This window comes from Congregibacter brevis (genome assembly GCF_045689245.1).
In the GTDB taxonomy this organism is placed as follows: domain Bacteria; phylum Pseudomonadota; class Gammaproteobacteria; order Pseudomonadales; family Halieaceae; genus Congregibacter; species Congregibacter brevis.
In genome coordinates, this window is sequence record NZ_CP136865.1 from 968,061 (window position 1) to 993,829 (window position 25,769).

Annotated in this window: 20 protein-coding genes; 10 read left to right on the forward strand and 10 right to left on the reverse strand. The window is 55.2% G+C overall.

Annotated elements, in window-relative coordinates; all coding sequences use genetic code 11:
- Positions 1 to 13: 13 nt before the first annotated feature.
- From R0137_RS04255 to R0137_RS04275, 5 genes are all read right to left on the reverse strand, one after another.
- The gene (locus R0137_RS04255) at positions 14 to 2,938 is read right to left on the reverse strand and encodes an SLBB domain-containing protein (protein WP_407328807.1); all 2,925 of its coding nucleotides are present in this window, start codon (positions 2,936 to 2,938) and stop codon (positions 14 to 16) included.
- A gap of 193 nt (positions 2,939 to 3,131) precedes the next feature.
- Positions 3,132 to 4,070: a sulfotransferase domain-containing protein gene (locus R0137_RS04260; protein WP_407328809.1), complete on the reverse strand. Its 939-nt coding sequence runs from the start codon at positions 4,068 to 4,070 to the stop codon at positions 3,132 to 3,134.
- 2 nt (positions 4,071 to 4,072) lie between these two features.
- Positions 4,073 to 5,392 (reverse strand): lipopolysaccharide biosynthesis protein, encoded by a 1,320-nt coding sequence (locus R0137_RS04265; RefSeq protein ID WP_407328811.1) that lies wholly within the window; start codon positions 5,390 to 5,392, stop codon positions 4,073 to 4,075.
- A complete protein-coding gene (locus tag R0137_RS04270) occupies positions 5,385 to 6,635 on the reverse strand; it encodes a glycosyltransferase family 4 protein (protein WP_407328812.1) in 1,251 nt (416 codons plus the stop codon). Before R0137_RS04270 ends, R0137_RS04265 begins: the two co-directional genes overlap by 8 nt.
- Complete coding sequence (locus R0137_RS04275) at positions 6,632 to 7,534, reverse strand: DUF6492 family protein (RefSeq protein ID WP_407328814.1); 903 nt, start codon at positions 7,532 to 7,534, stop codon at positions 6,632 to 6,634. Before R0137_RS04275 ends, R0137_RS04270 begins: the two co-directional genes overlap by 4 nt.
- A gap of 331 nt (positions 7,535 to 7,865) precedes the next feature.
- Here R0137_RS04275 and R0137_RS04280 point away from each other — a divergent pair, with 331 nt between their 5' ends.
- Both R0137_RS04280 and R0137_RS04285 read left to right on the forward strand, forming a co-directional pair.
- Positions 7,866 to 8,564, forward strand: coding sequence for a sugar transferase (locus R0137_RS04280; protein WP_407328816.1), 699 nt, complete (start codon positions 7,866 to 7,868; stop codon positions 8,562 to 8,564).
- A gap of 103 nt (positions 8,565 to 8,667) precedes the next feature.
- On the forward strand, positions 8,668 to 9,666 hold the full coding sequence (locus R0137_RS04285; protein WP_407328817.1) for a DUF3667 domain-containing protein: 999 nt from the start codon (positions 8,668 to 8,670) through the stop codon (positions 9,664 to 9,666).
- On the opposite strand, the gene R0137_RS04290 is transcribed toward R0137_RS04285, so the two are convergent.
- Entirely contained in the window at positions 9,659 to 11,137 is a 1,479-nt protein-coding gene (locus R0137_RS04290; protein WP_407328819.1) for an FAD-binding domain-containing protein, read from the reverse strand. The genes R0137_RS04285 and R0137_RS04290 overlap by 8 nt on opposite strands.
- Positions 11,134 to 12,225: a GIY-YIG nuclease family protein gene (locus R0137_RS04295; protein ID WP_407328821.1), complete on the reverse strand. Its 1,092-nt coding sequence runs from the start codon at positions 12,223 to 12,225 to the stop codon at positions 11,134 to 11,136. The genes R0137_RS04290 and R0137_RS04295 overlap by 4 nt, the downstream gene beginning before the upstream one ends.
- Positions 12,226 to 12,302: 77 nt before the next feature.
- Here R0137_RS04295 and R0137_RS04300 point away from each other — a divergent pair, with 77 nt between their 5' ends.
- Positions 12,303 to 12,623, forward strand: coding sequence for a DUF6482 family protein (locus tag R0137_RS04300; RefSeq protein WP_407328823.1), 321 nt, complete (start codon positions 12,303 to 12,305; stop codon positions 12,621 to 12,623).
- A gap of 3 nt (positions 12,624 to 12,626) precedes the next feature.
- On the opposite strand, the gene R0137_RS04305 is transcribed toward R0137_RS04300, so the two are convergent.
- The gene (locus R0137_RS04305) at positions 12,627 to 13,151 is read right to left on the reverse strand and encodes a TIGR02281 family clan AA aspartic protease (RefSeq protein ID WP_407328825.1); all 525 of its coding nucleotides are present in this window, start codon (positions 13,149 to 13,151) and stop codon (positions 12,627 to 12,629) included.
- 183 nt (positions 13,152 to 13,334) lie between these two features.
- Between R0137_RS04305 and R0137_RS04310 the strand changes: the two genes are divergently transcribed.
- The 3 genes from R0137_RS04310 to R0137_RS04320 are packed head-to-tail and all read left to right on the forward strand — an operon-like array spanning position 13,335 to position 17,841.
- Entirely contained in the window at positions 13,335 to 15,632 is a 2,298-nt protein-coding gene (locus tag R0137_RS04310) for a glycerol-3-phosphate 1-O-acyltransferase (protein ID WP_407328826.1), read from the forward strand.
- Positions 15,633 to 15,686: 54 nt separating this feature from the next.
- Positions 15,687 to 17,273, forward strand: a complete 1,587-nt coding sequence (locus tag R0137_RS04315) for a wax ester/triacylglycerol synthase family O-acyltransferase (protein WP_407328827.1) — start codon at positions 15,687 to 15,689, stop codon at positions 17,271 to 17,273.
- Between the two features lie 46 nt (positions 17,274 to 17,319).
- Entirely contained in the window at positions 17,320 to 17,841 is a 522-nt protein-coding gene (locus R0137_RS04320; RefSeq protein ID WP_407329966.1) for a hypothetical protein, read from the forward strand.
- Positions 17,842 to 17,869: 28 nt separating this feature from the next.
- Here R0137_RS04320 and R0137_RS04325 read toward each other — a convergent pair whose 3' ends face one another.
- The gene (locus R0137_RS04325; protein WP_407328828.1) at positions 17,870 to 18,592 is read right to left on the reverse strand and encodes a TetR/AcrR family transcriptional regulator; all 723 of its coding nucleotides are present in this window, start codon (positions 18,590 to 18,592) and stop codon (positions 17,870 to 17,872) included.
- Positions 18,593 to 18,729: 137 nt separating this feature from the next.
- Between R0137_RS04325 and R0137_RS04330 the strand changes: the two genes are divergently transcribed.
- From R0137_RS04330 to R0137_RS04345, 4 genes are read left to right on the forward strand one after another with little or no spacing between them, the layout of a single operon-like run.
- Positions 18,730 to 20,550: an acyclic terpene utilization AtuA family protein gene (locus R0137_RS04330; protein ID WP_407328830.1), complete on the forward strand. Its 1,821-nt coding sequence runs from the start codon at positions 18,730 to 18,732 to the stop codon at positions 20,548 to 20,550.
- 18 nt (positions 20,551 to 20,568) lie between these two features.
- On the forward strand, positions 20,569 to 22,203 hold the full coding sequence (locus tag R0137_RS04335; RefSeq protein WP_407328831.1) for an acyl-CoA carboxylase subunit beta: 1,635 nt from the start codon (positions 20,569 to 20,571) through the stop codon (positions 22,201 to 22,203).
- A gap of 30 nt (positions 22,204 to 22,233) precedes the next feature.
- On the forward strand, positions 22,234 to 23,070 hold the full coding sequence (locus tag R0137_RS04340; RefSeq protein WP_407328833.1) for an enoyl-CoA hydratase/isomerase family protein: 837 nt from the start codon (positions 22,234 to 22,236) through the stop codon (positions 23,068 to 23,070).
- Positions 23,067 to 25,064, forward strand: a complete 1,998-nt coding sequence (locus R0137_RS04345) for an acetyl/propionyl/methylcrotonyl-CoA carboxylase subunit alpha (RefSeq protein WP_407328834.1) — start codon at positions 23,067 to 23,069, stop codon at positions 25,062 to 25,064. Before R0137_RS04340 ends, R0137_RS04345 begins: the two co-directional genes overlap by 4 nt.
- Positions 25,065 to 25,093: 29 nt before the next feature.
- Here R0137_RS04345 and R0137_RS04350 read toward each other — a convergent pair whose 3' ends face one another.
- Positions 25,094 to 25,627 (reverse strand): homospermidine synthase, encoded by a 534-nt coding sequence (locus tag R0137_RS04350; protein ID WP_407328836.1) that lies wholly within the window; start codon positions 25,625 to 25,627, stop codon positions 25,094 to 25,096.
- Between the last annotated feature and the right edge of the window lie 142 nt (positions 25,628 to 25,769).

Consider the following 25,769-nt stretch of genomic DNA (forward strand, 5'->3'; position numbering starts at 1 on the left):
GCAGGATCTCCGTTCACAGTACGATGCCGGCAAGGATTGCCGCCTGGGCAAGAGTGCTCACCCAGGACTGTGCTTTCTCGGTGGGATTCATACGATCCACGTTGATAGGAACGTAGATACGTGCGCCGGGCATAACGTTTTTCTTGGCGATGGTACGCGAGCTGCGCTTACCTTTAAGGTTGAGTACTTCGCCGTTCGCTTGAATGACGTAGGTGTGGTCGAGACGACCAAGTACGGTGGAGCCACCTGACAGTTCTACGTAATCCTTAATGCTGCGCTCTTCGTCATAAAGGTGCGATGTGGCGACATAAACCTGACCGGCGACCTGCACATGGTTAGGCATTCGCGGGACCGTGAGTTCATCACCGTTTTCCAATGCCAGTGCGTCGCGACTCCGGCAGCGCTGTACGCGATCTAGATCGACCACCATGCGGCCCGTTGCTTCGGCACGCTCAAGCTGTTGGATAACGCGCAGGGTGTCCTGCTTGCCGGCCCACTCATGAGAAGACTTCTCATCGTTGCGAAATGAGTGCGACAGTGAGAGCTCAACCATGAGGTCATCGAGCTGATCATGAAGCTCGTCCAAAGTCTCCTGTTGAATATCGAGTACCGATTGACGCGTGAACTCTGCGCCGAAGGAGTAGGCTGCCTCTGTCAGACCGCCGGCTCTTTCCAGCACCTCGCAAAGAGTTTCGTCTGGGCCAATGGCATAAACGCCGGGCTTTACGATTTCGCCACGCAGGGTCACCGACGCTGTTTCGCTCCAGCCTGTTTGCAGGCTAACAGCGAGTTGATCTCGAGGAGTGAGTACCGGGTTAATGGCGTCATCTGCATAGCGCTGCTCGAAGATGTTTTCGCTTGCTGCGCTCAAATCTCCCCGCTGTGCACGGTGTAGATCGGCGCAGAGTGTCATTAGTGCGCGTGTGTCCAGTGATTGGTGATGCAAGCTGTCGTCGTTTTCGTTGCGACGGGACAATTGCATGCTCAAGCCATCGGCGCGGCGCGATAGGCCGCGAGCCGTGCAAAGCAGGTCACTGGCTCTCATGTCTTCAACCAACGGGTATTCTCCCGGACTCAGCACTTCGCCCAAAATACTGACGACACGCTCGACATCACCATAGCGTGCCTGATCCTTGAGACGCTGGGTTTCATCGCCAAGGAGCTGGCTTCGAGCGCTGTCTTCACCAAGGAAGTACACGCGATCTCCTGGCATTAACACTGGGTTGGCATCGCCGCTGGGATCTAATTGCGCAGCAGCAATACTGAACGACATTGTTTTTAAGTTAAGACTGGGAAGTTCCGTTCTGGCGATAACACCGTGGTTGTAATCGCCACCACTCTGCAGGCCACCGCCAAGCATCACGGCGTCAAGAAGACGAGCACCCTGATCAAGGGGGAATTGGCCGCTGTGGCGGATAGCGCCTCGCAGTTCGAGCAAATTTGCTGCACGTGGGTCGGTTGCTTGGCGCGCTAGCTTCTCGCTCAGAGCGGTCAATGCGTCCGCGCGACTCTCGTTCATGCGGAACAGGCGAATACGATCGCGCGCCTGAAGTAAGTAGTCACTATCGCTACCGGGGTTCTCCAAAGACGCTCTGGGGGATAAATAGATCACAGAGCTTTGAAGGCTTCGGCGGTCTTCGCGCTCAATAAGAGCGAAGTTCATGTCGACGCCGGGCAGCAATGCGTCCGTGCCGCTGAGAAGGTTTGATACGCGCATGCCCGTCTCAAACTGGTACGCGCCGGGGCGCTCCACATGACCGTCAAGAACCACCACTGCGTCCAATCGATCTTCCAGTGGAAGTATGCGCAGCACATCTCCGGAGCGCATTTTGGTAGAGAGAATGGCTGCGGTGTCTTGTGCGGCCCCCGGGGATTGAAAGTCGATAACAGTGCGGCTACCACCCTGTCGAATGCGCTCAATAAGTGATTCGCTCAGCGACGCAGTGGGGAGCATTCCTCCCGCCATTTCCAGCACGTCTTGCAAGCTGCTTTCGCCGCGTAGTTCGTATATTGCAGGGCGTTGAACTTCACCACCTACATAAACAATGTCGCCGATCGCGGGAACAAAAATAGTGTCGTTGTGACGAAGGAAGGCATCGCTATCGCTCTTACCTGCGAGAAGTAGTTCGTAGAGATCAAGGCGCGTGACAATTTCGCCCCCACGAACCAATTGGATGTCACGCAGCGTTCCCGTGCCAGCAACGCCACCGGTGGTCAATAGTGCGTCGATGAGACTCGAGAGTCCGCCGATGGTGTAGATACCCGGCTGTCGCACGTCACCTGATAGGCGAACTTGAATGGTGCGCAGCTTACCCATGGTGACTACGGCGCGGGCACCGATCATACGTTGCTCAAAACCGCTGGTAATCAGGGTTTCAGCGTCATCAAAGTTCATACCGCCTACAGTGATAGGGCCGAATTCCGGAATGAGGATCTTGCCTTCCCGGGTGACGATTAGGTTGTACTGAACGTTACGTTTGCCAAACAGTTGAATGACGATGTTGTCGCCAGGTCCGATGCGGTAGTCCGATGGCACGGGAATACCTTCGACCGGAGCAAAGGTGCTGGGTGATCGGTTAAAGATAGAGTAACCAAATTGTTCCAGCTCATCGGTGAGAGTCTGATCCTGAGCGCTTTCTTCGAGAGACAATGCCTGCTGCTTTTCCCGAGCAAGTGCCTCCAAGCGAGACTCTTCGTCGACGACAACTTCTAAGGGGACCGAGATCGGGGTCGTCGGAACGCTGAGAGGTTCATCTTGCCCCGCCGGCGCAGCATTGTAATAGGCGCGCTTTTGGGTGACCTGCAGAGGCTCAATGAAAGGAATGTATTCATCCTGAGCCAAAGCGGGGTTTGTGTATGCACTCGACAGAAGTACCAGTGCGGCAACGAGGCTGCCGATGGGGCGGCTGTGGCAAAGGCTGGCTGATTTATTGTTCACGGCTCTGTTCTCTCAAAACTGGATACAATAACAATAGCATTTGGAGTGCCAACTTTCGAAATGCCATAAACGTCTTAAAAAACAGTTACTTAATTACTCCATGGTTGTTCGTCGCTCCCGCAACATGCAAAGTGAATTGCATATTGCGAGCGCCTTATTCGCAGTTTGCGAGAATCTACACTCATCAATGTCGTCAATTTCTTTCTTTAACGTCGTTTGGGTAGTCCTTTGCCCAGTGCGGCGGTGTTACGCCTAGCGACTCGAGCAGTTCTATATCCTTGGCAAAATGTGCTCGAAGCGCTGCTTCCGTCGCAGGCTCAAGAGGTAGCGGATCCTTTTGTTTCTGGCTGTTCCAGCGCTCATAGAGAAATCGAATGCGGCCCTGTTGCTGAGGGGGAACAAGGTTCCATAGGCCGCCGACGATAGAGCGCTCCCGAAGCCATACCCTGAGGCCGTGGGGGATTTTTGATCCGCCACCGCCCGCATGCATCACCTCTCCCAGTCCCTTGGGCTGGAAGTCGCCGGGCAGTTGGAGAAATCTGAGGACTCTTTCGAACACCATGTCGGGCTCGTCTTCCAGTTCGGTGGTGAAAAGCACTAACAACTGATCCTTGGCAAAGTGCTCCCGATAGTTCGCCAGAATTCGTCCGTATTCACTCCATACCAGGTAAAAGTCACTTTCGGACTCATAGCCTTCGCTGTGGGAGGGCGCGAGGCCGCCACGCCCCGCAATGAGGGCTTCGGGCGTCAATCGGTCGTTCATTGCTTCGTCAAAGGAGCGTGTTTCAGTGTTGCGCCTGACGGCCATGCGAAAGTGTGAGCGGCTACGATCGATAGGGTCACGGAGTACGGCTATCAGCTTGGTGTTTGGCATTAACGCGGCAATGCGCGCAGGTACAGGCTCGTCGGCCATGTACTGGGGGCTGGCTTTTCCCCAAAGTTTGCCGTCGGCGCCGTCGTAATACTGAGTCGCAAAGGCGGGCCAATCGTCAGCGCCGCAATTTTCGTGGGTAAAAAATGGCACTTCTTTTTCAAGAGGCATGCTGATGCCGGGGTGCTGTCTCAATAGTTCAAAGAGTGTTGTCGTCGCACACTTTTGCGCGCCAATAATAATGAAATCCAGAGTTTTCATGGTTAGTCAGTCCCCAGACTGTTGATGTGCTTTCGCACCGCCAGGTAGCTACTGATATTGCGCAGAGCGATTCCTGCAGCAATAGCAGCAGCAATACCGCTGGCGCCCGCATAGAGTCCCAGGGGAATCGCGAGGACAACTGTGGCGGTGCAGCTGGCGATGAGCAGGCGAAATTCGAGGTGAGCAGCGCCGCTCATGTTCAGAAGTACGCCTGACAAACCTGTAGCCGCGTTAATCAACTGCCCCCCGCACAAAAGTGCGAGTAGCGGTAACAGGCTTCCGGGACTCAGACTGAAAATCTTGGCCAAAGGTTCGGACAATGCCAGCATGATGACCGCAGCGGGTACGAAAATGGCTAAAGAGATTCGCTGGGTTGTGGCGAGTAGCGCTCTGAGTTCCTGAGGGTTCATTGCGGCGGCGGCACGTGCGAATTTGGGCCCGTAAACAGCCGACAGCAAAATGAGCAGAGTGGTGATGACATTCAGTAACTTGTGGGCGACGGCGTAACGGCCCACTTCTTCAACACTCACCAGCCAGGGCATGATCAGGAAGGGTAGTTGTAGGAACGCAATATTCAGCAGCCCATTCAGCCAAAAGTGCATGGATTCACCGCGGACACTGATGGCTGCTTTGCCGTCGGTCTCGGTGGCCTGGCTTTCGTTGGTGGTTTCCCAGCGACGTCGTAGAGAGATCGTCATCATAGTCAGCCCGAGGAGCAGTCCCGCGACGGCGGATGAAAGGATGGCGCCCTGAGACACGGGAACAATGTCCAGTGCTATGAGGGCACAGAGCCCAAGAATCACCACGGGCATCACGGTGTTTTCCACGGTTATGGCCCACATTGCCTTGTCCAGGGCTTTCAAGGTTTCGGCGAATAAACGAGTTAATGCAAACAGTGGGGCGGAGATCACGATCGAAATCAACAGAGGGCCGGTTCTTAGCTCGAGCACAGCGGCCAGTCCTGACACTACGAGCAGGATCACGAAGGCTCCTAGTAGCGCGCCATAAAACAGGATGGTTTTGCTGGCTTTCAGTAACCCTGCTCTAACAGCGGATCCTGAGTTTCCATTGAGTGAGTGATCCCGAAGAGCGCGGGTGGGCTCTCCCGCGCCGACTAGTTCTCCAAGGAGGCTTCCCCAGGCCATATGAAGTTGCAGCGTGCCAATACCGGCAGGCCCTGCGAGGGCGCCCACGGCAATTTGCACCGCCATTTGCGCCGCCATCCCCGTGCCGCGGCTTATCGCTAGTGCTCCGGCCTTCCACACTGCGGCAGAGAGCTTCGGTGCGGAGGGAGCCGACCTATTGGCGGCGCTATCAGGCATGTTCGATTACATCTTCCATCTCACCTTTAGTTCCGGTCCGACCCTGCTTGTTTTTCAGGGCCTGATCCAAGGCGTCGTGCATGCTGGAGAAAAGTTGACGCCAGGTATAACGCTCCGCGATTAGCTGTCTGGATTCGTCTCGAACACGGTTCCACAAAGCTTCGTCTTTGAGCAGATTGAGTGCTGCGATGGCCATGTCTTCTGCATTCTGAGCAACGCAAATATGCTGGTTGTTGACGTAGTCGACGCCTTCAGCGCCTACGGGTGTTGTTACCGTTGGCAGGCCGCGAGCCATGGCGTCCAGGACCTTAACCTTCATTCCGCTGCCAAACAGAAGAGGGGCGACGGAAACTCTAGAATCCTTGTAGACCTCTTGAAGGTCTGCAACAAAACCTCGAAGGCGGATGCCCGGGTAAATGGCGACCGCGTCCAGTAAGCGTTGATCGGGATTCTTACCCACGATATCGAACTCAAGATCCGGATGCTCCTGGAGCAATCGTGGCCAGACGTTTTCGATAAACCAGAGAAGACCCACGACATTGGCTTCCCAGCCCAGCAAGCCGACGTACATCAGCTTCTTCTTTGTCGCTGCGAACTCGAGGGGCGGGAGTTCCAGCTGACTGTCGTCACCTAGGTGATAGGTGTGCGCGATCTTACTCGCATCGATACCGCTGCTTATCAGCATTTCTGCGTCGTTCGGGGATGCGAAGACAAGGTCCGCGCGCTCCGCAATTTTTTGTTCCGCACGGCGCACACGCCCCGCTTCTACCAGGGCTGCAAGCTTAAAAGCGGGGTTTCCGGGGAGTCGCGCATAGCGATCCCAGATCTGATGGTAGGCATTATGCGCGTGGTAAACGACAAGGCCCTGGTAGTTGTCAGGGAGGTAGGCGGACACCTCATAGTGATCTAAAAATATGACGTCATGGGATGGCGCGAGACGCCTGACCTGTTGGGCGAGTGCCCCGTCATAGCTGCGGTGCACGTTCAAAGGTTTGCGACGAAGGTAGCTGCCGACCAGGCTTTTTGCAGAGCGAGGCACGTTCACGCGTCGGTGTATGTGCTGTACGCAAGGAGACTTCTCCTCAAATGCGGGACGGTGATCCGCATCGTCAAGCTTCAGTGGTGAGACCAAAGTGACTTCGTAGCGCTCTGCCAGCGCTTCCAGAAGCTTGAGGCTCTTTACCTTACCTCCGCTCTGCGGTGGATAAGGGAGTTCCGGGGTGAGGAAAAGCAACTTTTTCATGACGAGAGTCCCTCCTGGGGACGTGAGCTCGAAGCGTCAAGGCCGCGAATGATCTGCAGCTCTTCTTGATCGCTGAGTCCTAGATTCGATTGAAGGAGAACGGCGAAGGCGTGATCTCTTAAAGCTTCGGTGCCGTCAGCTAGGGCGTCGGCATCTTCTCTGAACCAGCAGCAGTGGACTAAATCTTGGTCGCAGGCAAAATGTCCGCTGTTGTCGATGCCCACTGTGGCGTCTACGTAAGCACCGTAGAGTATGTATTCGGATACCTTGAATGCGCGGGCTACGCCTCTATACCAAGGGCGACCGTGCTGCTGTTCCAGGTGCTGTTGAAGTCCTTCGAGATTGCTACGGCGCCAGGTGATTAGCTGGCCGATGTAATCGTGACCAAAGTATTGCTTTTGTTCTCCTATGAGTTCCGCCGCTTTGTGATGCCATTGGAGGTGTTCACCGCTGTCTTTGGCGCCGGCGATCCGATGCAGCCGCAGCTGGCCATTATTAAGGACATCATCTCGGCTAAAGGGCTTAACGAACTGAAGGTCTGAGTCGGCAAAGATGATGAGCTCGGCGTCGGTAACAAAATTGGCGGAGAGCTTGGTGACCTGCTGCATCACCCAGCCTCGTACGGGCCAGCCTCTATTGTCTAGCCACCACTTGTTGCTGGCGGGAAGTTGGCGGAAGCGACCAGGTACTGCGTCCTCAACGGCCACGACATTTCTTCGGCTATTTGAGAGGGCCTTGAAGAGCGCGATATCGCGCTTGGGAACCACGAGCCAATGGATGATTTCTTCGCTTACCCAGCGATCTACGGACAGGCACAGGCGTTCGCAGCGATTAAAGTCTGGCGCATAAGAGCAGGTGATCATGCTGAGCTCTTCTTGCTGGGGCTGCAGTGTTTGCATCGTTAAGGGTTCCTTTAACAGTCAGTGCCGTACACGGAGCAGTTGGCGTGCCAGTTTCAATACTTATTAGAAATGTGTAACTAAAACAATAATTTATCTCTCTTTTAGGTGCGTCCTTGTATTCTTCTGGACAAACACTTCGAATACATTCTTTTATCGCATTGCAAAATGCAACTTTATCTGCAACGAGATTGCCCTGCTAATTATGCGGCAATTGTCGTAAGCGTATAATAACCATATAAAACAACAAGATACAAAGATTTTCCTGTATGGCACGGGGGTTGCTGTGTTACTGGCATGGATAAATTGATGTCTTTTGGGAGAACCAAAAATGTCTGTGCTTACCCAACCCGGTGAAGTCATCACCGCAGGCACCCAAGTACTGGCGAGCAGCTACACCGGCTGGTTGCGAGATGCGCACGACGGCTTGTACCCGATTGTGAAGCGCAGCATTGATCTACTGGTCAGCTCTGTCGCTTTGTTACTGCTGTTTCCGCTGTTGCTCCTGACTGCGCTTGCGGTGAAGTTGGAGTCGCCTGGCCCCGTTCTGTTTTCGCAGACACGTATCGGTCGTCGTGGTCGTCCATTCAAGTGCTGGAAGTTCCGTTCTATGTACACCGATGCCGAAGCGCGGAAGACCGAACTGCAGGCGCACAATGAAATGCACGGTGGAATGACCTTCAAGATGAAACATGATCCCCGCATCACGCGCATCGGTCGTTTTATCCGGAAGGCCTCTATCGATGAGCTACCCCAGCTTTGGAATGTGTGGATCGGCGAGATGTCATTGGTCGGCCCACGACCTCCCGTGCCTGCAGAAGTTGCCCAGTACACGGCGATGGATCGCCTGCGTTTGTCTGTAAAACCGGGCATCACCTGCATCTGGCAGGTTAGTGGCCGCAGCGATATTCCTTTTGATGAGCAGGTTCAGTTGGACATCCGATACATCCATGAGCGTTCTTTATGGATGGATATTCGCTTGTTGCTCGCCACTGTGCCTGCAGTACTGCTTGCTCGCGGTGCTTATTGATTCAGGCTAGCTAAAGACTCTTCATGAAACAAAGGCGTCAGCCGCTGCTAGACTGACGGCTGATGTTTTGAGTTCAGGAGCTGATCCGGTGGAGGTATCCACGATGCGCTGCCGTAATTGCGACACCCCTCTCGACGGGCAATTCTGCACAAGCTGCGGTCAGCGGGAGGGCCGTGGTGATCTTCACTTTGGTGAAGCCGTGACCGACATCTTGGGGGATGTATTTACCTGGGACTCTCGTGTTTGGCGAACGCTAATTTCTCTGCTGTTCCGTCCCGGATTCCTCAGCGCGGAGTTCAACGTGGGGCGCCGCGCTCGATACATGCCGCCCTTTCGGTTGTACATCGTCGTCTCCTTTCTGTTGTTCTTGACGCTCTCCCTGATGGCGACTTATGTCGTCGATTTCGGTGGTTCCGATGAAGACTCCGTCGGGCCATCCGTCACTTTCGGCCTTGATGTCGACGCGACAAGCGACGATGCCGAGGCAGCGGTATCCGATGCCCCGCCAGCGGATGTCGAGAGTGCATTAGCTAAAAAAATTGCCGAAGAGCGTGCCGCCGGTAACGTAGAAGTGGTGGAGTTTTTAGAGGAGTTCGAGGCCGGCTTAGACTCTGAGTCAGCGTCCGGAGAGGTTACGGTAAACCTGCTTGATGGCGGTCCCGAGTGGGTGACGGAGCTCGAAAAACGCATAGAAACGAATGCAAGTCAGGTGAGCGACGATCCTGGCGACTATATAGGTCAGCTCTTTGAATATCTCCCACAGGTGATGTTCATTATGCTGCCGCTATTCGCGCTGTTGTTGAAGCTGGTTTACCTAACATCGCCCTTCCATTACTTGCAGCACCTGGTTTTTGCGCTGCATTACCACACCTTTGTATATCTTCTATATCTGTTAACGGTGTTGCTTGAGCTGGCAAGTTTGCGTGTGGATGGTTTGTTCTCGATGATGCTAATCATCTATTTAGTGCTGGCTTTGCGGCGAACCTACGCCAGTGGTTGGCCCGGCGCGATCGGTAAAACCCTGTTCCTGTTGTTCAGTTATGGTGTTTCTCTAATGATCGGTATGGCGATCGCGGCTGTTGTCGTGTTGGCGGCTATGTAGTGCGCTTAGCGGGCCTGGAATAGCGCTTTTCGATGTGCCGGGAAAGGATTCTCTCCCGCTCTTGTTTTACCAGGGGGTCATCTTTTAGCGCCCACAACCTGTCTCGAGCGCTGCGATGAGTTTCCCTCACATCGACGATAGGTGGGCAATAGGGCTCGTCGTTCAGGCCATAGATCATCCGCTCCATAGCACTGAGATCCCAGGGACGATGAATCATTGGGGCTGGTACTTCGGCAAGCTCTGGTACCCACTGGCGAATGAATGTGCCCTCGGGGTCGTGCTCCTCGGACTGTTTTATCGGGTTGTAGATTCGGATGGTATTGATACCGGTCACACCCGCCTGCATTTGCATCTGTGCAAAATGGATCCCGGGTTCAAAATCCAGAAATTGCGAAGCAAGATGCGCTGCGCCTTCTCGCCAGTCTTGCCAGAGGTGGTGAGTTAGAAAGCTGACCAGCATCGCCCGGGAGCGAAAGTTGATGTATCCCGTAGCCCTAAGGCAGCGCATGCTGGCGTCTATAAGTGGATAACCCGTTTTCCCCTCGGCCCACGCCTTCACGAGTTCCTCGTCATGGAGACGCGGGTACTGAAGGTAGCCGCGATTGATATCTTCGTGCTCCATGCGGCATTCCATTTCGAATTTTTGAATGAAATGGCAGTGCCAATGTAGGCGTGACTCAAAGGCCTGTAATGCCCGGCTTGGCCCTTGTTTCGCTTGCGCCCGTTTCAGGGCCTGATACACCTGCCGAATGCTGAGGTTTCCCCAGGCCAGGTAGGGCGACAATCTGGAGCAGCTGTCCCGACTAGCGAGAGGTTTGGATATATTTCGAGCATAGCCAGAAGAACGCCGAAGCAAAAAATCCTTAAGCGTTTGCCTCGCTGCACTTTCGCCACCTGTTTGAAATTCACTCTGGGATGATCGCCAGCTGCCCGGTGAACCTCGCAAATGAAAGTCTGCAAGGCAGTTTTCGTTGGAAAGCTTGCCGCGAATGAGTTCGGGGTCGATAACATGACAGGGCGCGGACATATGCTGCGTCCAGTTACGATTCCAGCCCCGGCGATTCCTTCGACCGCGCTGCACGCCGTTGGTCGGAAATTCGTCCCATGGGATTACCTGTTCCTTGAGGATCCTTCCCACGTCACGATCCCGGGAGAAGGTTTTCTCCAAACCCGTTTCCTCGTAGGAATGAACGCTTTGAATCTGTCCGTTCGTGATGAGGGCCCGAAAAACTTCCCGTGGGTCTCCACAGCAGACTTGCAGGGATTTCGTCTGGGGCGCTAGGGCGCGATGCATGTCGAGCAGTGATTGCCAAACAAAGCGCCAGTGGCGTTCGTCATAGTGCGGGTCGCTGAGGAGTTCCGGTTCAAAGCAGTAGAGCAGCAGTACTGGAGAACCGGTGGCCAAAGCAGCCTTGATAGCTGCGTTATCCTGAAAGCGTAAGTCTCGCTTCAGCCATACGAGGGCATTCATGCAGGCAGCAGAGCTGCGCCGTTCTCCACGGATTCATTCACCGAGGAGCTCCCTGTCGCGAAAGGGTTCGCAATGGCTTCGCCACTGAGTCCATCCAGCAGCTGACCAGAGCTTTGGCGAAGCGACCGCACGGCAATTCGGTACGCATCCCGATCAAAGACTAAGTCGCTGTTTCGCTTGGCACTCTGACGAGCGCTATCGCGGCGTTCATAAGTCCCAAGATAAGACCAGTGATGAATCAGATGAAACTGTCGACGCGGCTGGAGTACCCCATTTTTGCCGTCGTATTTACTATCCCTGGCCCGTTCTTCCAGTAGCAGCACGGGACCGGCAAAGGGCCAGGCGGCGATGCGCTGTTTTTCCAGAGCCAGCAGCAGTCGCGCATTGTGGTCTTCTGCGGTTTCTTTTCCGGCGCAAGCGCCGTTACAGCGACCTACCTGATGCTGGAAGCATGCTCCGCGTCCACGCTCGACACCCAACATGCGGAGGCATAGCCCGTGATCTCGTGCAATGCTGCGAAGAGAGTCGTCGATGTGCCTACGTGATCGAAACAGGCCGAACACGGATTCGATACGCTCGCCTGCGGGGCAAAAGTCGCTGGGAATCACCTGCAAAAAGCCTTCCACATCCTGCTGTAAGCGTTGGGTCCAGAGCTTTCGGCTGCGCCTCTGGCGCCGGTTATACAATGGGGCCTCATCCTTGATTGCAGCGTTTTCGATGAGCAGTGCGCCGATCTCTCCTGCGGTGAGCTGACAATCGATGCGACGCACGCCGGACATCATGCTCTGCTGGCGCCCGGGCTCTCGGGCGTCGGCGAAGTGGCTGTTTAAACGCGTTGCAATGTCGATGCTTTTGCCGATGTACAGCAAGGCGTCCTCCCTGTTGTAAAAACGATAGACACCGGGGCATCGCGGCGCGCTATCTACGGCCTCACCGTTGCAGCTGTAGTGGGTTTGTTTACGATCTATGAGCATCAGTTCTTTGGGCTTCTCCTTGACTGCAATGGTGACGCAAATGTTCCGATGGCGATGGGTGATGATTGGGGTCGTCCACCTTTTGTCAGTATCCTCGCGGTAACTCTTTTCCATTTTGCCGGTTTGTCGGCGATCTTTCCCCTTAATCGCGGCACACTGTCGCATCAAACGACAGGTACCGGAGCTCTTCCATGAAAGTCACGCTTAAGGATCTCAAGTCCCGATCGATTGATCGTGTTGTTATCGAATCTGTGGATTTGAGTCTCTATATCGCCCATGCGTATTCGGTGGAAGGGCGGTTACTCATTGTCGAAGGTGATGGAAAGCCCCTTAAAACACGAAATCTTCTGGATATGAAATCTGCTCTGTCGAGCCTTCGTGGTGTAGCTATGGTGCTGGTGCAACGCAGCGCTTATGACGAAATGGTGGGGCAGTCCTATGTACCCACGGACAATGCTATGGAGATCTCTCTGGCCCCTGGGTTCGAGACCTTGCCTAGCTGGGAGCATTGAGCTCTAGAGGTATTGGCGGAGCGTCAGCGTATTCCCTCGCTGGGTGAACTCTATGTGCTTTAAGAAGCTCATCCCAAGTAGCACTTCGCGCATTTGCAGTCCCGGTGTGATCGAAGCCTCAACATTCTGCAGGCGAATGTCGCCGACAGCGACTTCATCAAGTCGTGTGAGGTAGCTGCGGGTACTCCCGTTAGCGGTGTTGGTCATGATGGGGCGTCCTTTCGGTAATGAAAGACGTTCAGCGAGCGCGGCTGGGATCGCGACACCCGTCGCGCCGGTGTCTAGCAGAAATACGACTTCCTCGCCGTTAATGGTGCCCGCACTGACATAGTGACCCATGCGGTTTCTTTTGAGCTCTACCTCGCGCACACCCGCGGCGGTCACTTCAGTGTCTACGCTGCGATTGGGGTTGCGCTGTCGTTCAAGTACGTCGCCGAAGTACAGCATTAGCAGAGCCATGACCGCCAGCCACGCAAAGACCTGCATGACGCGGCCCATGCGCTGATGTTCTTGTCGTGGTTCTTCCACTATGAGTAACTACCTCTTGACGAAGCTTAGCTTGGTACGTTTCCTATACAAGATAGACCAGTTTACTCGCGCTTAGTTGCTCCACCGCAGGGACCTTGCGGCTGGTATGATGAATCGGAGTAACTTCGGCATTCCGAATAATAAAAAACTACCGCGCTCGCCGCGGACAATAAGGGCCCCTTTATGACAAGCCAGCCCTGGCAGAATTTAAAAGACAGTGAACAGCTCATTGCTGTGCTTGATGTTGCACACGGCGTTGAGCAAAACGAGCTCGAGCAGTTTCTGCGAAGTTCCATTAATGAGCATGCGGTCACCGCTAAGGTTCATGAATGTGTTTTGCCCATGGTGCGTGACCGGGAAAATCCCGTGACGACCAATTTACGTCCGCTTCTGGAGCTGCCCGGGGACACGATGGTGCTTCCTTTACGTGTTGTCTGGCGTACGTCGCTGCAGGAAAAAAACACACGGCCACGGCCTCGTGATCTGCTTTTTGGTAACCCGCGACATCCCGGCCCCTTTCGTGCACGCCGCATCTTGCGCCAGCATCCCGAACGTGTGGTGTGCATTGTAGGAGAGCCCGCAACGATTGATCAGTTGAGGGATCGTTTAAAGGAGCTTCAAGGCGGTGATGTAGCGAATGACGAACTGGCTTCTTTTATAGCGGGGCAGGCGGGGCTGGCTCTGGATGTTTCCGAGCGCCGTCTGCGCGGTAGTCGTTACAAGGTCCCCTTGCGAGTAGCTGACACTCTTTTGGCAAGCGCGAAGTTTCGTGGGGCTTTGGATCAGGTGTCCGCGGAGACTGGCCGAAGCATGGATGATCTCTTGCATGAGTCCGAGGAGATCATGAAAGAACTGATTTCCAAGCCGCAGCCTTTTTGGCTTGACGTTATGGCCCAGCTGAATCATTGGGTGATGCGGCTCGGCTATGACGCGGATGTGGTCATCAATAAAGAAGGTTTGGAGCGCGTGCGGCAATGGTCCCGCGAATACCCCACGGCTCTACTGTGGACCCATAAAACTCACGTGGATGGTTTCGCCGTTAATGCCATGTGTGCGGACAATGATTTTCCTGCACCGCATATTCTTGGTGGTGTGAACATGGCCTTTGCGGGATTGGGTTTTATTGCCCGTCGCGCCGGCGCTATTTTTATCCGGCGTAGTTTTCAAGATGATCTTCTTTACAAAGCGGTGTTGCGCCAGTACATCGGCTATTTGATGGAGAAGCGCTTTCCTCTGTCCTGGGCGTTTGAAGGAACCCGTTCCCGCGTCGGAAAACTCATGCCGCCGCGCTATGGACTGCTCAAGTATGTGATGGATTCTGCGCATGCCACGGGCGCCGAGAACCTCCACATCATTCCTATTTCTATCAGCTACGACATGATTGGGGATGTGAAGGACTATGCTGCCATGGAGTCCGGCGCCACCAAAAGGCCCGAGAGCCTCAGTTGGTTTATTGGGTATTTGCGCGGCCTTCGCCAACCCATGGGGAAGATTTATTTCGACTTTGGAGAGCCCGTAGTTCTGCCAAAGGCGCCTTCGCCTGATGATCCCAGGGAGTTACAGCGGGTTGCTTTTGCCGTTGGCGTTGCCGTGAACAAAGTGTCCCCGATTACGCTGCCCTCGCTGATCAGCATGGTGTTGTTGGGGTCGGCGCCTCGGGCACTCACTGCAGATGAGCTTCGTTTAGAAGTCGTCGCTCTTACAGATTGGGCTCGGAAGCGGCACATTGGTCTCACCCGGGATTTGGACGATCAGGACGCTGCGCAGGTGTCTGATCTGATCGGCAAAATGATCGCAAGCGGTCTTTTGACGCGCTATGACGACGGCCCTGAGCAGGTGTTCACCATCGCGGCTGAACAGCACGTGGTGGCCAGCTACTATCGCAACATGGTGATTCATTACTTCCTGAATAAGTCGATTATCGAGCTCGCATTGATGAACATGACGCAGCTGGAGCAAAGCGGTAGCGATGCCTTCTGGGAAGAGGCTGAACGTCTCCGAGACTATTTTAAGTTCGAGTTTTTCTACGCACCTAAAGATGAGTTCCGTCGAGATGTCAGCGAGGAGCTGTCCCGTTATCAACCTGCATGGGAGGCTGCGCTTGATGAGCCCGGCGCCGCGCAGGCTATTTTTTCTCGACTCCAGCCGCGTATGGCACACGCTGTGTTATTGCCTTTTGTGGAAGCCTATCGCGTGGTAGCCGACGTACTGGCAAGGCAGGCACCGGGTGATCCCCTCACTGAAAAAGACTGCGTACAGAAGTCACTGGCCTATGGTCGACAGGCCTATTTGCAGCGCCGCATTAGCTCTGAGGCGTCTATCGGCAGATTGCTGTTTAGCAATGCTTACCGACTTATGGACAATCTAGAGCTGGTTGAAGGCGAGGGCGATGACCTGGCCGAACGTCGTTTGCAATTGGCGCAGAGCTTTCGGGGATTGCAGAGACGTATCGAGCGCGTACGCGCAGCGGCGCTGCCTTAATGCTGCTGCTCATCTGCGCACGATGCGCTAATCGAAAAGACAAGGCGGAGAGTTATGCATCAGCTTAGTCCCCAGGATGCTCAGTTTCTTTATGCGGAGACCGAGCACAATCTTACACACGTAACCAGTGTCGCGATTTACGATCCCTCTACGGTTCCCGGGGGTGAGACGGTGCGATTTACTGACATCATCGCGCACGTTCGGGAGCGTCTGGCGTACAACCCGGTGTTTTACCGTCGCCTGCTACGACTGCCTTTGGAAATAGATTATCCCTACTGGGTCGAAGACGAGTATTTCGATCTTGAGTACCACATGCAGCATGGTCGCCTGCCTGAGCCCGGCGATTGGCGCCAGTTTTGTATCCACATGGCTCGGTATCACAGCCGGCCATTGGACATGAATCGCCCGCCTTGGGAGATTTTTGTCGTTGAAGGCCTTGATCACGTAAAAGGGCTCCCGAAGGGCTGCTATGCCCTAGCGACAAAGATTCACCACGCCGCGGTCGATGGTGCATCCCTAATGAAGTTCTTTGCGAGCATGGCGGACGGGGATAATCTCGGCACGCCTCTGGTGCCGCTAGAGGCCGTAGATGTGGGCTCCGGAGAGATCCCCGCAATGCCAGCGCTTATCTCCCAGGCTTTTAAAAACAATCTGCGCTCTCCTTTGCGCGTTGCCGAGACAGTGATGCGTGCGGCGCCGGGTTTGGTGCAGGCGGCTCAGGATTCCGTCGCCAAGCGCGAGAGCAGCGACAAGCATCCGGTCCCGCCTACGCGTTTTAATGTCGATCTTTCACCGCACAAAATGTTCGATGCTCGGGTGGTGCCGCTAGATGATCTAAAGCGTATTCGGCAACTGCATCCCGGCGTCACGATTAACGATGTAGTGCTAGCCATTTGCTCGGGCGCTTTGCGACGCTATCTATCCCATCACGATGAATTGCCCGAGGAATCGATCATCGCTTGGGTGCCAATCAACGCTCGGCCCCGCGGCGCTGATGGGAAGGATCTCCCCGGTAACAACATCTCGGCGATGACGACGCCCATCTTCACCAACCAAGAGAACGCCGTTGAGCGATTAAAGCTTATTCGCAAGTCTACGCAGGCGAGTAAAGAGGCCCGCTCCGGGGTTTCCGCGCGTTTAATGACTGACATCACTCGTCATGTGCCGGCTGCAACCCAGGTGCTTGCGAGTCGTCTTCTCCTGCGCAGCGGCGCGGCAGCGCGAATGTGTAACCTGTTTATCTCTAATGTGCCGGGGCCACAGATACCCATGTACATGAACGGCGCACGCATGGTTCGTAGCGTAGGTTTGGCTCCCCTCGCTGATGGTATGGGCCTGTTTATTGGCACGCCCAGTTACGACGGGGAGATGAGCTTCAGCGTCATTTCGACGCGGGAACTGCTTCCTGATATTGAGTTCTTTATGGATTGTCTCGAAGCTTCCGTCGCGGAATTACTAGCGCTGGCGGACGCAGCAGCCAAACCGAAGAGAAAAACAAAAACGAAAGCGAAGGTCAAAACGAAAACCAAGGCCAAAGCTCGTCCAAAGGCTTCCCCTAAAGCGCGATCAAAGACGGCGGCCAAGAAGCGCCCGACGGGCAAGAGTCGCCCTGCAACCAAAAGAGCGCCGAACGCTAAATAGAGCCGAGAAAGACACCCGATTTCGGTCGCAAAGGAGAATGTGAGTGATGATGAATAGAGCAAGGCTCACGGTCTTTGGTGATTATCTGTGGAAGGCGGTATTCGCGATGGTGTTTTGCACCTCAGGTGTCGTGAGCGCGCAGAATCTGTATCTCACGCTCGCCAGTCAGCCGCCCACAAGTGGCGTGATTAGCACTCGGGACAACGACAGCCTGACTTTGACAGTGATGTCCGGCAGCCGAGTGAGCTTTGCACGGGCGAGCGGTCGTGATTATCGGCTGCAGGCCAGCGGTGGATTTTTCTGGACCCAGGTTCAGGAGCAGCCTCGGGATGCGGATTCCGTAGCCTTGGCGCCGACTTTGCGAGATGACGGCACTGTTGAAGTGATTGTCGACGTTGCGCAAAAAGTTGACCGGCGACAGCAAAGCTATAGTTCTACGCTGCTGGCACAGCCTGGTGAATGGTTGCAGCTTTTGGGTCCGTCTCAGCAGCAACCAAGAGGAACCAAAGTTTACGGTACGCAAACCGTCGCCGAGGAATCACTGTTCTTATTGGTTGAAACCCGCTGAGTAATTCCAGCAGGGCTTCTAGCTTTGCTTAATTGCCCTCAAGCGTATCGACGCTGCGCTCCAGTCGCAGGCTGACCTTCTCCAGACGTTCGGTGAGCAGTTCCGCGTCGCTGTTGGGACGATCATTGTCGTGTAAGCCCTCCCAGATTGGCGCGAGCAAAGCATCGACGTAGTCCGCCATCCCCTCGTTGCCATGGTGATACAAGTGCGTGCGCATACCGTACTCGAGGGTTCCAAAAAATAGGTCTCGCAAGGGCCGTACTTGCAAGTTGCTACGCAGGTCTCCCCGCTCAATGCCTTCGCGCACAGCCCGATCCAGATGACCCACATAGCGCCGGTTGAGGGGGCGAAGAGAAGAGAGCTGGTCCTGTCCTACGACTTCAAGCTCTACTCCTACGTAGACCTGGAGCAAACGCAGCATCAGAGCGCTGTCTGCGGATAGAGCAGCAACATGATGAAGAGCGAACTCCCGCAATCGGCTGCGGGTGTCCATTACAGTATCTAGTATCTCCGCCGCTCTGGGATTCAGCACTTCGTTATAGAAACGGTCAAGAATCCCCAACATCAGCTCATTCTTGCTGCCAAAGTAATGAAAAACGGTTCCTTCAGAAACGCCTGCAGCCGCTGCTATCTTGCGCGTAGACGTCGCATGAAAGCCGGCGGTGGCAAACAGCTTGGTTGCGGCGTCGAGAATGCCGCGTTCGCGTTCCTCAAGGCGTTCCCGCGATCGTCGCCGTGCATTGTCAGTCATGGAGACTCCAGCTCATGATTCTTTTTGCAGCATAAAGGGTGGAAATAGAGACGTAAATGAAATATTGAGCAATACTTGATAATTGTTGAGTATTGCATAATTATTCGACCTCCCTGTGTACTTGAGTAGACATAGCTATGACAGCTGACGCACGTATTCGAATCGGTGGTGCCTCAGGCTATTGGGGTGATGCGGCCCTGGCAACTCCGCAGCTGCTTGCGACGGGCAATCTCGATTACATCGTTTATGACTACTTAGCCGAAGTCACGATGTCGATTATGGCGCGAGCTCGCGCAGCAGATCCTCAAAAAGGCTATGCAACAGATTTTGTAAGCGCCGCAATGAGGCCGAACCTTCGGCAAATCGCGGATCAAGGCGTCAAGGTTCTGGCTAATGCCGGAGGGGTAAATCCCCGCGCCTGCGCCGAGGCGCTCAGAGCTTTGATTTCCGAGCAGGGATTAGCTCTCAAGGTGGCAGTCGTTTTAGGCGATGACCTTGCTGATAGAGCTGGCGAATTTGTCGGTGCGACTGAGATGTTCTCCGGCGAGGCTTTCCCGGACCCGTCGCGCGTAGCGAGCATCAATGCTTACCTGGGCGCCTTTCCTATTGCGGCGGCTCTTGATGCCGGAGCAGACATCGTTGTTACCGGTCGTTGTGTCGATAGTGCAGTCACCCTTGGCGCGTGTATTCATGCCTTTCAGTGGCAGTCCGAGGATTTTGATCAGCTGGCCCAAGGGAGTCTCGCGGGGCACATCCTTGAGTGCGGCACCCAGGCAACGGGTGGCAATTTCACTGATTGGGAGTCCATCGTCGATACCCTGGGATCCGCTGGTTATCCGATAGCAGAGCTCTCATCCAATGGCAGCTTTACCGTGAGTAAGCCCGAGGGCTCTGGAGGCCTGGTCAGCGTGGGAACAGTGGGTGAGCAGATGTTGTACGAGATTGGTGATCCTAGTGCTTACTTCCTCCCGGATGTTGTCTGCGACTTTTCTCAGGTAGAGCTCTCTCAACTTGGCCCTGACCTAGTGAATGTCAGTGGGGCTCGAGGACGTGGAGCTCCATCCAGCTACAAGGTGAGTTCAACCTGGTCAGATGGATTTAGGGCCGGGCAAATCTGGACGATGATTGGTAGGGCTGCCCCGCAAAAGGCGCGGCATCTGGCTGAGAGTATTTTTGCTCGTACCGAGCTCGTGTTGGCTGAAGCGGGGCTCGAGCCGCTCCAGGAAACCAGTGTTGAGGTATTGGGTGTCGAATCACACTTTGGCGCTGCCGTGCGCTATTTCAGAAGTCGTGAGGTGGACGTCAAAATTGCGGTTAAGCACGCTAGTCCCAAGGGCGTCGGAATTTTCTTGAAAGAAATGGTGGGTCTCGCACTAACGGCACCGCCGGGCCTCGCAAGCTTTGCCGGCGCAAGACCGAAGCCCACGCCGGTGGTTAGGCTGTTTTCCATGCTGATTCCAAAGGATCAGCTGAACATTGTCGTTGAAGTTGATGGCGAGACCATAGTGACGCCGCAACAGTTGCCGGGTGATTCCATCGCTTCGCTGCAGCCTATCGCTGTCCCCAAGCCAGATTCGTCCCTCGACGACAGCGTGTCAGTGCCTTTGGAACTATTGGCCTTTGGCCGCAGTGGGGACAAGGGTGACAAAGCCAACATTGGCGTTATGGCCAGGCATCCGGATTTCTTGCCGTGGATAGCCGCGGCCCTCTCTCCCGAAAAGCTAGCTACTTATTTCGAGCACTTTCTCAAGCCGGGCCAGCCGGCGCCCGTGGAGCGCTTCTATCTGCCCGGCACCCATGCCCTGAATTTCCTGCTTCATGATGTTTTAGGTGGTGGTGGCGTCGCTAGTTTGCGCGCCGATCCTCAGGGCAAGGCCTATGCCCAGCTCCTCCTTACGGAGCGTGTTTCTATTCCCCGAGAACTTGCTGAACGTCATCGCTTGGCGATTCCCGAATAACGACGAGAGAATATCCCCATGGCCCATCAGTCACAGCCCTTTCGCTCATCGATCAGTAATGCTGCAGACACTTTTGCGCGCAATACAGAGGATCATCTTGCGCTCATAGACAAGATGAACGGCATTCTTGAGCGCTCCAGAACCTTGTCCGACGCTGCGCGCCCGCGCTTTGAAAAGCGTGGTCAGCTCTTACCGAGAGAGCGACTGGCGCGTCTTTTGGATCCGGGGTCGCCGTTTCTGGAGATCGGCAACATGGCTGGTTATCTCCTGGATGACAGCGACCCCGATACCTCTGTTCCCGGGGCAACGCAGATTGCGGGCATCGGCTATGTGTCGGGCACGCGCTGCATGATTCAGGTGGATGACTCCGGAATCAATGCGGGATCGATGACGCGCACATCGACGCGCAAAGGCTGTCGGGTTATGGATATCGCACTGCAACAGAAGTTGCCATTCGTGCATCTTGTCGAGAGTGCTGGCGCGAACCTTCTCGAGTACGAGGTTGAGATGTGGATGGCTGGTGGCGGAATTTTCGCCCGCCTGGCGCGCTTATCCGCTGCGGGTCTTCCTGTCATAACCGTGTTGCATGGAGCCTCTGCCGCTGGAGGAGCCTACATGCCAGGCCTCAGCGATTACGTGGTCGGTGTGAAGGACAATGGCAAGGCCTACCTTGCGGGCCCCGCGCTACTGAAGGCCGCGACTGGTGAAGTCGCCGATGATGCGGAGCTCGGAGGTGCCGTTATGCACTCCCAAGTGACTGGTTTGGTGGAGTACCTGGCGGAGAACGATGCTCATGGTTTGCAGTTGTGTCGCGAAGTGCTGGGGCGCATCAACTGGAACAAACGCTGCGCGCAGCCTGGGGTGCAAGAATTTGAAGAACCCGTGTACCCCACTGAAGAACTGCTGGGAGTGGTGCCTGTCGATTATCGTCAGCCCTATGACGCCAGGGAGGTTATAGCTCGATTAGTCGATGGTTCCAGCTTTTTGGAATTCAAACCTGCCTACGGGATTACGCTGGTGTGCTTGCAGGCCAGTATCTACGGCATGCCTGTGGGTATCGTTTGTAACAACGGTCCCATTGATCCTAATGGGGCCACTAAGGCGGCGCAGTTCATCCAGCTCTGCGATCAGTCTGATACACCGCTTTTGTTTGTGCAGAACATTACCGGCTACATGGTGGGTGCCCAGTACGAGCAGGCGGGAATGATCAAACACGGCGCGAAAATGATTCAGGCGGTGACCAATGCCCGGGTGCCTCGTTTAACGCTCATGATCGGAGCAAGTTTTGGTGCCGGCAACTACGGCATGTGCGGTCAGGGCTACGATCCTGATTTTGTCTTTTCTTGGCCGAACATCCAGATCGGCGTGATGGGCGGTGAACAAGCCGCAAAGACCATGTCAGAGGTGTTTCGAGCCGGCGCGGCACGCAAGGGACGGGATGTGGACGAAGCAATGTTGAGCGCCCAGGAAGAAAAAGTGATCGCGCACTACGATCGGCAGTCGGATGCTTTCTATACCTCGGGTCGGATGCTGGATGACGGCCTCATTGATCCGCGCGATAGTCGCAAAGTCATTGCTATGGCCTTGCAGACTTGCTGGGAGGGTCGCAATCGCGAAGTGAGCCCGAACGCCTTTGGCGTTGGCCGAATGTGATTGATCTGAGAATAACTACAAGGACGCACCATGTTACCCGCAGTTGAAAATTTATTATTGGAGCCGAAGGGCGACACGCTCGTCATCTGGTTCAATCGCCCCGAGACTCGCAACGCGCTGTCTGCGGCGATGGCTGATGAGCTCGCCGCCGTGCTCGAGGCGCTCCCAAGTGCCTCCTTCCGGTTTGTCGTGCTGCGAGGTAAGGGCGGTGCGTTCTGCTCTGGCGGCGACCTGAAGATGTTTCGTAACGTTTTCCAAGCGGGTATGCCGCGGGAAGATATCGTCGCTTTCAATGCGGATTTCGGACGCATGATGGTAGCGATTCGCCAGCTACCACAGCTGTTCATCGTCGCGATCGAGGGTGCGGCTATGGCGGGTGGCTTGGGTATCGCCTGCTTGGCTGACGTAGTGGTAACTACTGCCGATGCCAAGTTTGCGCTAACAGAAGTTACCTTGGGCATTCCACCCGCTCAGATAACGCCGGTAGTCATTAGCCGTATTGGTGCCTCTCAGGCGCGAAGACTGCTGCTGACCGCCCAACGCTTCAATGGCCTTGAGGCCCATCGTCTGGGTTTCGCGCATTTTGTGGAGCCCGATAAAGAAGCCCTCGAGGCGCGCTTACTGTCAGTCTTAAGCGATGCGCATAAAGGTGCTCCCGGAGCTATCGCGCTCACGAAGCAAATCATCTCGGCGAGCGACGAGTTAGAGGGTGGAGAGCTCGTACAGTTTGCGGCGGAACGCTTCGCCGATGCCATGCTGGGGGATGAAGCGCGCGAGGGTATGCAGGCTTTTGCCGAGAAACGACGACCGTCCTGGGGATCAGCCGATACCAGTGCAAAAGGAAGCAACAGCGGGAATCAGTCATGACTAAAAAGTTCGACAGCGTCTTGGTCGCAAACCGCGGTGAGATTGCGGTGCGCGTGCTTCGCAGTGCTCAGGCCGCAGGTTATCGCACCATTGCGGTGTATTCCGAAGCGGATGTAGACACACCCCACGTTGCTCTCGCAGACGAGGCCGTGCTTCTTGGTCCGGCGCCAGTGAAAGAATCTTATCTTGATCCCCAGCGGATACTCGAAGCCGCAGCGCGAACCGGCGCTCAGGCGATTCACCCGGGATACGGCTTTCTGTCTGAGAACGCGGACTTTGCGCAGGCCTGTGAAGATGCAGGCCTGGTGTTCATCGGTCCCTCTGTTGAGGCGATCGAACTTATGGGCAATAAGGCCGCGGCAAAGCGGCGCATGCTGGAAGCGCAGGTCCCCTGTATTCCCGGTTATCAATCCGAAGATCAGTCAGACGACACACTACTGGCGGCAGCAGCCAAGATTGGTGTGCCAATTATGGTCAAAGCGGCAGCGGGCGGTGGCGGACGAGGCATGCGTCTGGTTACTGCAATAGAAGAATTTCTCCCGGCGCTTGCGGCGGCGCGCTCCGAAGCAAAGAACGCTTTTGGCAGCGAAGAGCTGATTTTGGAAAAGGCGGTAGTGCAGCCTCGCCACGTGGAGTTGCAAGTTTTTGGAGATGCTCAGGGAAACGTTATTCACCTCGGTGAGCGTGACTGCTCTGTGCAGCGACGACACCAAAAAGTTGTCGAAGAGGCTCCCTGCCCTGTGATGAGTCCGGAGTTGCGCGCTGCGATGGGTGCTGCTGCGGTAGCGGCCGCAAAGAGTATTTCTTACGTCGGGGCCGGCACGGTTGAATTTCTCCTTGATGCCGATGAGCAGTTTTACTTTCTCGAGATGAACACGCGTTTGCAGGTAGAGCATCCCGTCACTGAACTTGTTACCGGTTTGGATCTCGTCGATTTGCAGTTGCACGTTGCCCAGGGTGGCGCGCTTCCCTGCACGCAGGAAGAGGTAGCTTTGAGAGGTCACGCCATTGAGGTTCGGCTCTATGCCGAGGACACGCTCAATGACTTTTTACCGGCGAGCGGAAAAGCGATTGCCTGGGAGCCCCCTAGTGGGACAGGTATTAGAGTTGATCACGGTTTGTTTCCAGGTCAGATGGTGTCTCCCTTTTACGACCCCATGGTCGCGAAGATCATTGCCTATGGAGAGGATCGAGCCACCGCCAGACGACGCCTGCTTCGAGCCCTGCGCCAAACGGTGCTGTTTGGGATTTCCACAAACAGAGAATTCCTTATCGATGTTCTGGAACGTGAAAGCTTTGCAAATGGTGAGGCAACAACCGCCTTCATTGCAGAAGAGTTCCCCGATGGCGTTCAGGAGACCTCACCTCAGGAACTAGAGCTCTCTATTGCGGCGCTATTGCACTACCTTCAGGGAGAAGAGAGCGGCCTGGAGAAGCGTGTTTTTGAAGATGCCTTGCTCACCGGGAGTACGGGCGCGCGGGCTATCGACAGCAGCTTCGCGTACCTTGTTGACGGGGATTTACAACCTGTGAGCGTCCTGTCCGATGGCCTCGATGGCTACACGATGAAAATAGCTGAGAGTCAGCGGCAGCTGGAACTCTTGGACTCATCGCGGGACGGGTATCTACGGGTAGCCGTCGACGGTTGGCAGCTGGACGTTGCCTACCGCTTTGTCGATCAGAGCACCGTCGCCTTGCAGAGTCGGGGGAGAGCATTCCTAATCACCAACGAGTTGGCACTGTCCGCCGCAGATCGGGATGCTGAGGGTTCCGGCGCGGTCACAGCCCCTATGCACGGGAATCTTCTCGCGCTGCGGGTTGCGGTCGGAGACAAGGTTAGCGCCGGAGACGAATTGGCCATCATGGAGGCCATGAAAATGGAACATCGGCTGGTCGCACAGATCGACGGTGTGGTCAGTGTGGTCTTTGGCGTTGAGGGTGAGCAGATGACCGCGGGCGCCGTGGTGCTGGAGATTGAGTCAGAGGACGCCTAATCGCGCTGCCAAATGTTCTCGCTTAGACGCTAGTCATTGGTCTCGGAGCGCCAGTGCTCATTACTGGTATTGCCTAAAAGCCCCTCGAGGAAGTCCACCGCAGCGGTGATGCTTGCATCGACACTGGGTGTTATATCTTCCGTTGATTCATCAGAGGGTAGCGGCAAGGTCAGTCGAAAACTCGGCGGCAAAGTTCCCTGGCGACCGATGGTGGCTAGCGCGTGGAGGAGATCTCCCGGGATGACGGTGTCGGCCACCGGTAGTATGGGTGCCTCTTGATCACTTGGAATTTCCATAAACTCGAAAGGCGCTTTTCCGTGGAGATGCGTGTCGATAAACACCGCTAGGTCATTCGGCCGCAAGTCCAAGGCATGTTCCAAACGAAGCGCGGCATCTTCTATGAGCGTGAGCCACCAGCTATCTGCGATGGAACGTTCTCGAAGCCTCTCCAGAATTAATGACGCAACGCGAGAGTCAGCATCGGCGTCTCTTCCGTAGGCAATGATAAGTATGCGGCGCAACTGCTTATTTGCGTTATTAGCTGCGTCGTTGCCTGCACTCATATTTGGCAGCCCCTTAACAACAACGAGGGCGAAGTATAGACCAAGGAAGGCTCTTAAAAACCCAGCAATGCAAAGGGTCTTATACTTGACTAAAATAGTAGGGAATGAAACACTTCGCGACCCTCGCCGAGCCTCCGGGATT

Coding starts and splice junctions, on each gene's coding strand:
- R0137_RS04260 (WP_407328809.1), bottom strand. CDS start 4,070: ATGAAAACTCTGGATTTCATTATTATTGGCGCGCAAAAGTGTGCGACG.
- R0137_RS04265 (WP_407328811.1), bottom strand. CDS start 5,392: ATGCCTGATAGCGCCGCCAATAGGTCGGCTCCCTCCGCACCGAAGCTC.
- R0137_RS04270 (WP_407328812.1), bottom strand. CDS start 6,635: ATGAAAAAGTTGCTTTTCCTCACCCCGGAACTCCCTTATCCACCGCAG.
- R0137_RS04275 (WP_407328814.1), bottom strand. CDS start 7,534: ATGCAAACACTGCAGCCCCAGCAAGAAGAGCTCAGCATGATCACCTGC.
- R0137_RS04280 (WP_407328816.1), top strand. CDS start 7,866: ATGTCTGTGCTTACCCAACCCGGTGAAGTCATCACCGCAGGCACCCAA.
- R0137_RS04285 (WP_407328817.1), top strand. CDS start 8,668: ATGCGCTGCCGTAATTGCGACACCCCTCTCGACGGGCAATTCTGCACA.
- R0137_RS04290 (WP_407328819.1), bottom strand. CDS start 11,137: ATGAATGCCCTCGTATGGCTGAAGCGAGACTTACGCTTTCAGGATAAC.
- R0137_RS04295 (WP_407328821.1), bottom strand. CDS start 12,225: ATGGAAAAGAGTTACCGCGAGGATACTGACAAAAGGTGGACGACCCCA.
- R0137_RS04300 (WP_407328823.1), top strand. CDS start 12,303: ATGAAAGTCACGCTTAAGGATCTCAAGTCCCGATCGATTGATCGTGTT.
- R0137_RS04310 (WP_407328826.1), top strand. CDS start 13,335: ATGACAAGCCAGCCCTGGCAGAATTTAAAAGACAGTGAACAGCTCATT.
- R0137_RS04315 (WP_407328827.1), top strand. CDS start 15,687: ATGCATCAGCTTAGTCCCCAGGATGCTCAGTTTCTTTATGCGGAGACC.
- R0137_RS04320 (WP_407329966.1), top strand. CDS start 17,320: ATGATGAATAGAGCAAGGCTCACGGTCTTTGGTGATTATCTGTGGAAG.
- R0137_RS04325 (WP_407328828.1), bottom strand. CDS start 18,592: ATGACTGACAATGCACGGCGACGATCGCGGGAACGCCTTGAGGAACGC.
- R0137_RS04330 (WP_407328830.1), top strand. CDS start 18,730: ATGACAGCTGACGCACGTATTCGAATCGGTGGTGCCTCAGGCTATTGG.
- R0137_RS04335 (WP_407328831.1), top strand. CDS start 20,569: ATGGCCCATCAGTCACAGCCCTTTCGCTCATCGATCAGTAATGCTGCA.
- R0137_RS04340 (WP_407328833.1), top strand. CDS start 22,234: ATGTTACCCGCAGTTGAAAATTTATTATTGGAGCCGAAGGGCGACACG.
- R0137_RS04345 (WP_407328834.1), top strand. CDS start 23,067: ATGACTAAAAAGTTCGACAGCGTCTTGGTCGCAAACCGCGGTGAGATT.
- R0137_RS04350 (WP_407328836.1), bottom strand. CDS start 25,627: ATGAGTGCAGGCAACGACGCAGCTAATAACGCAAATAAGCAGTTGCGC.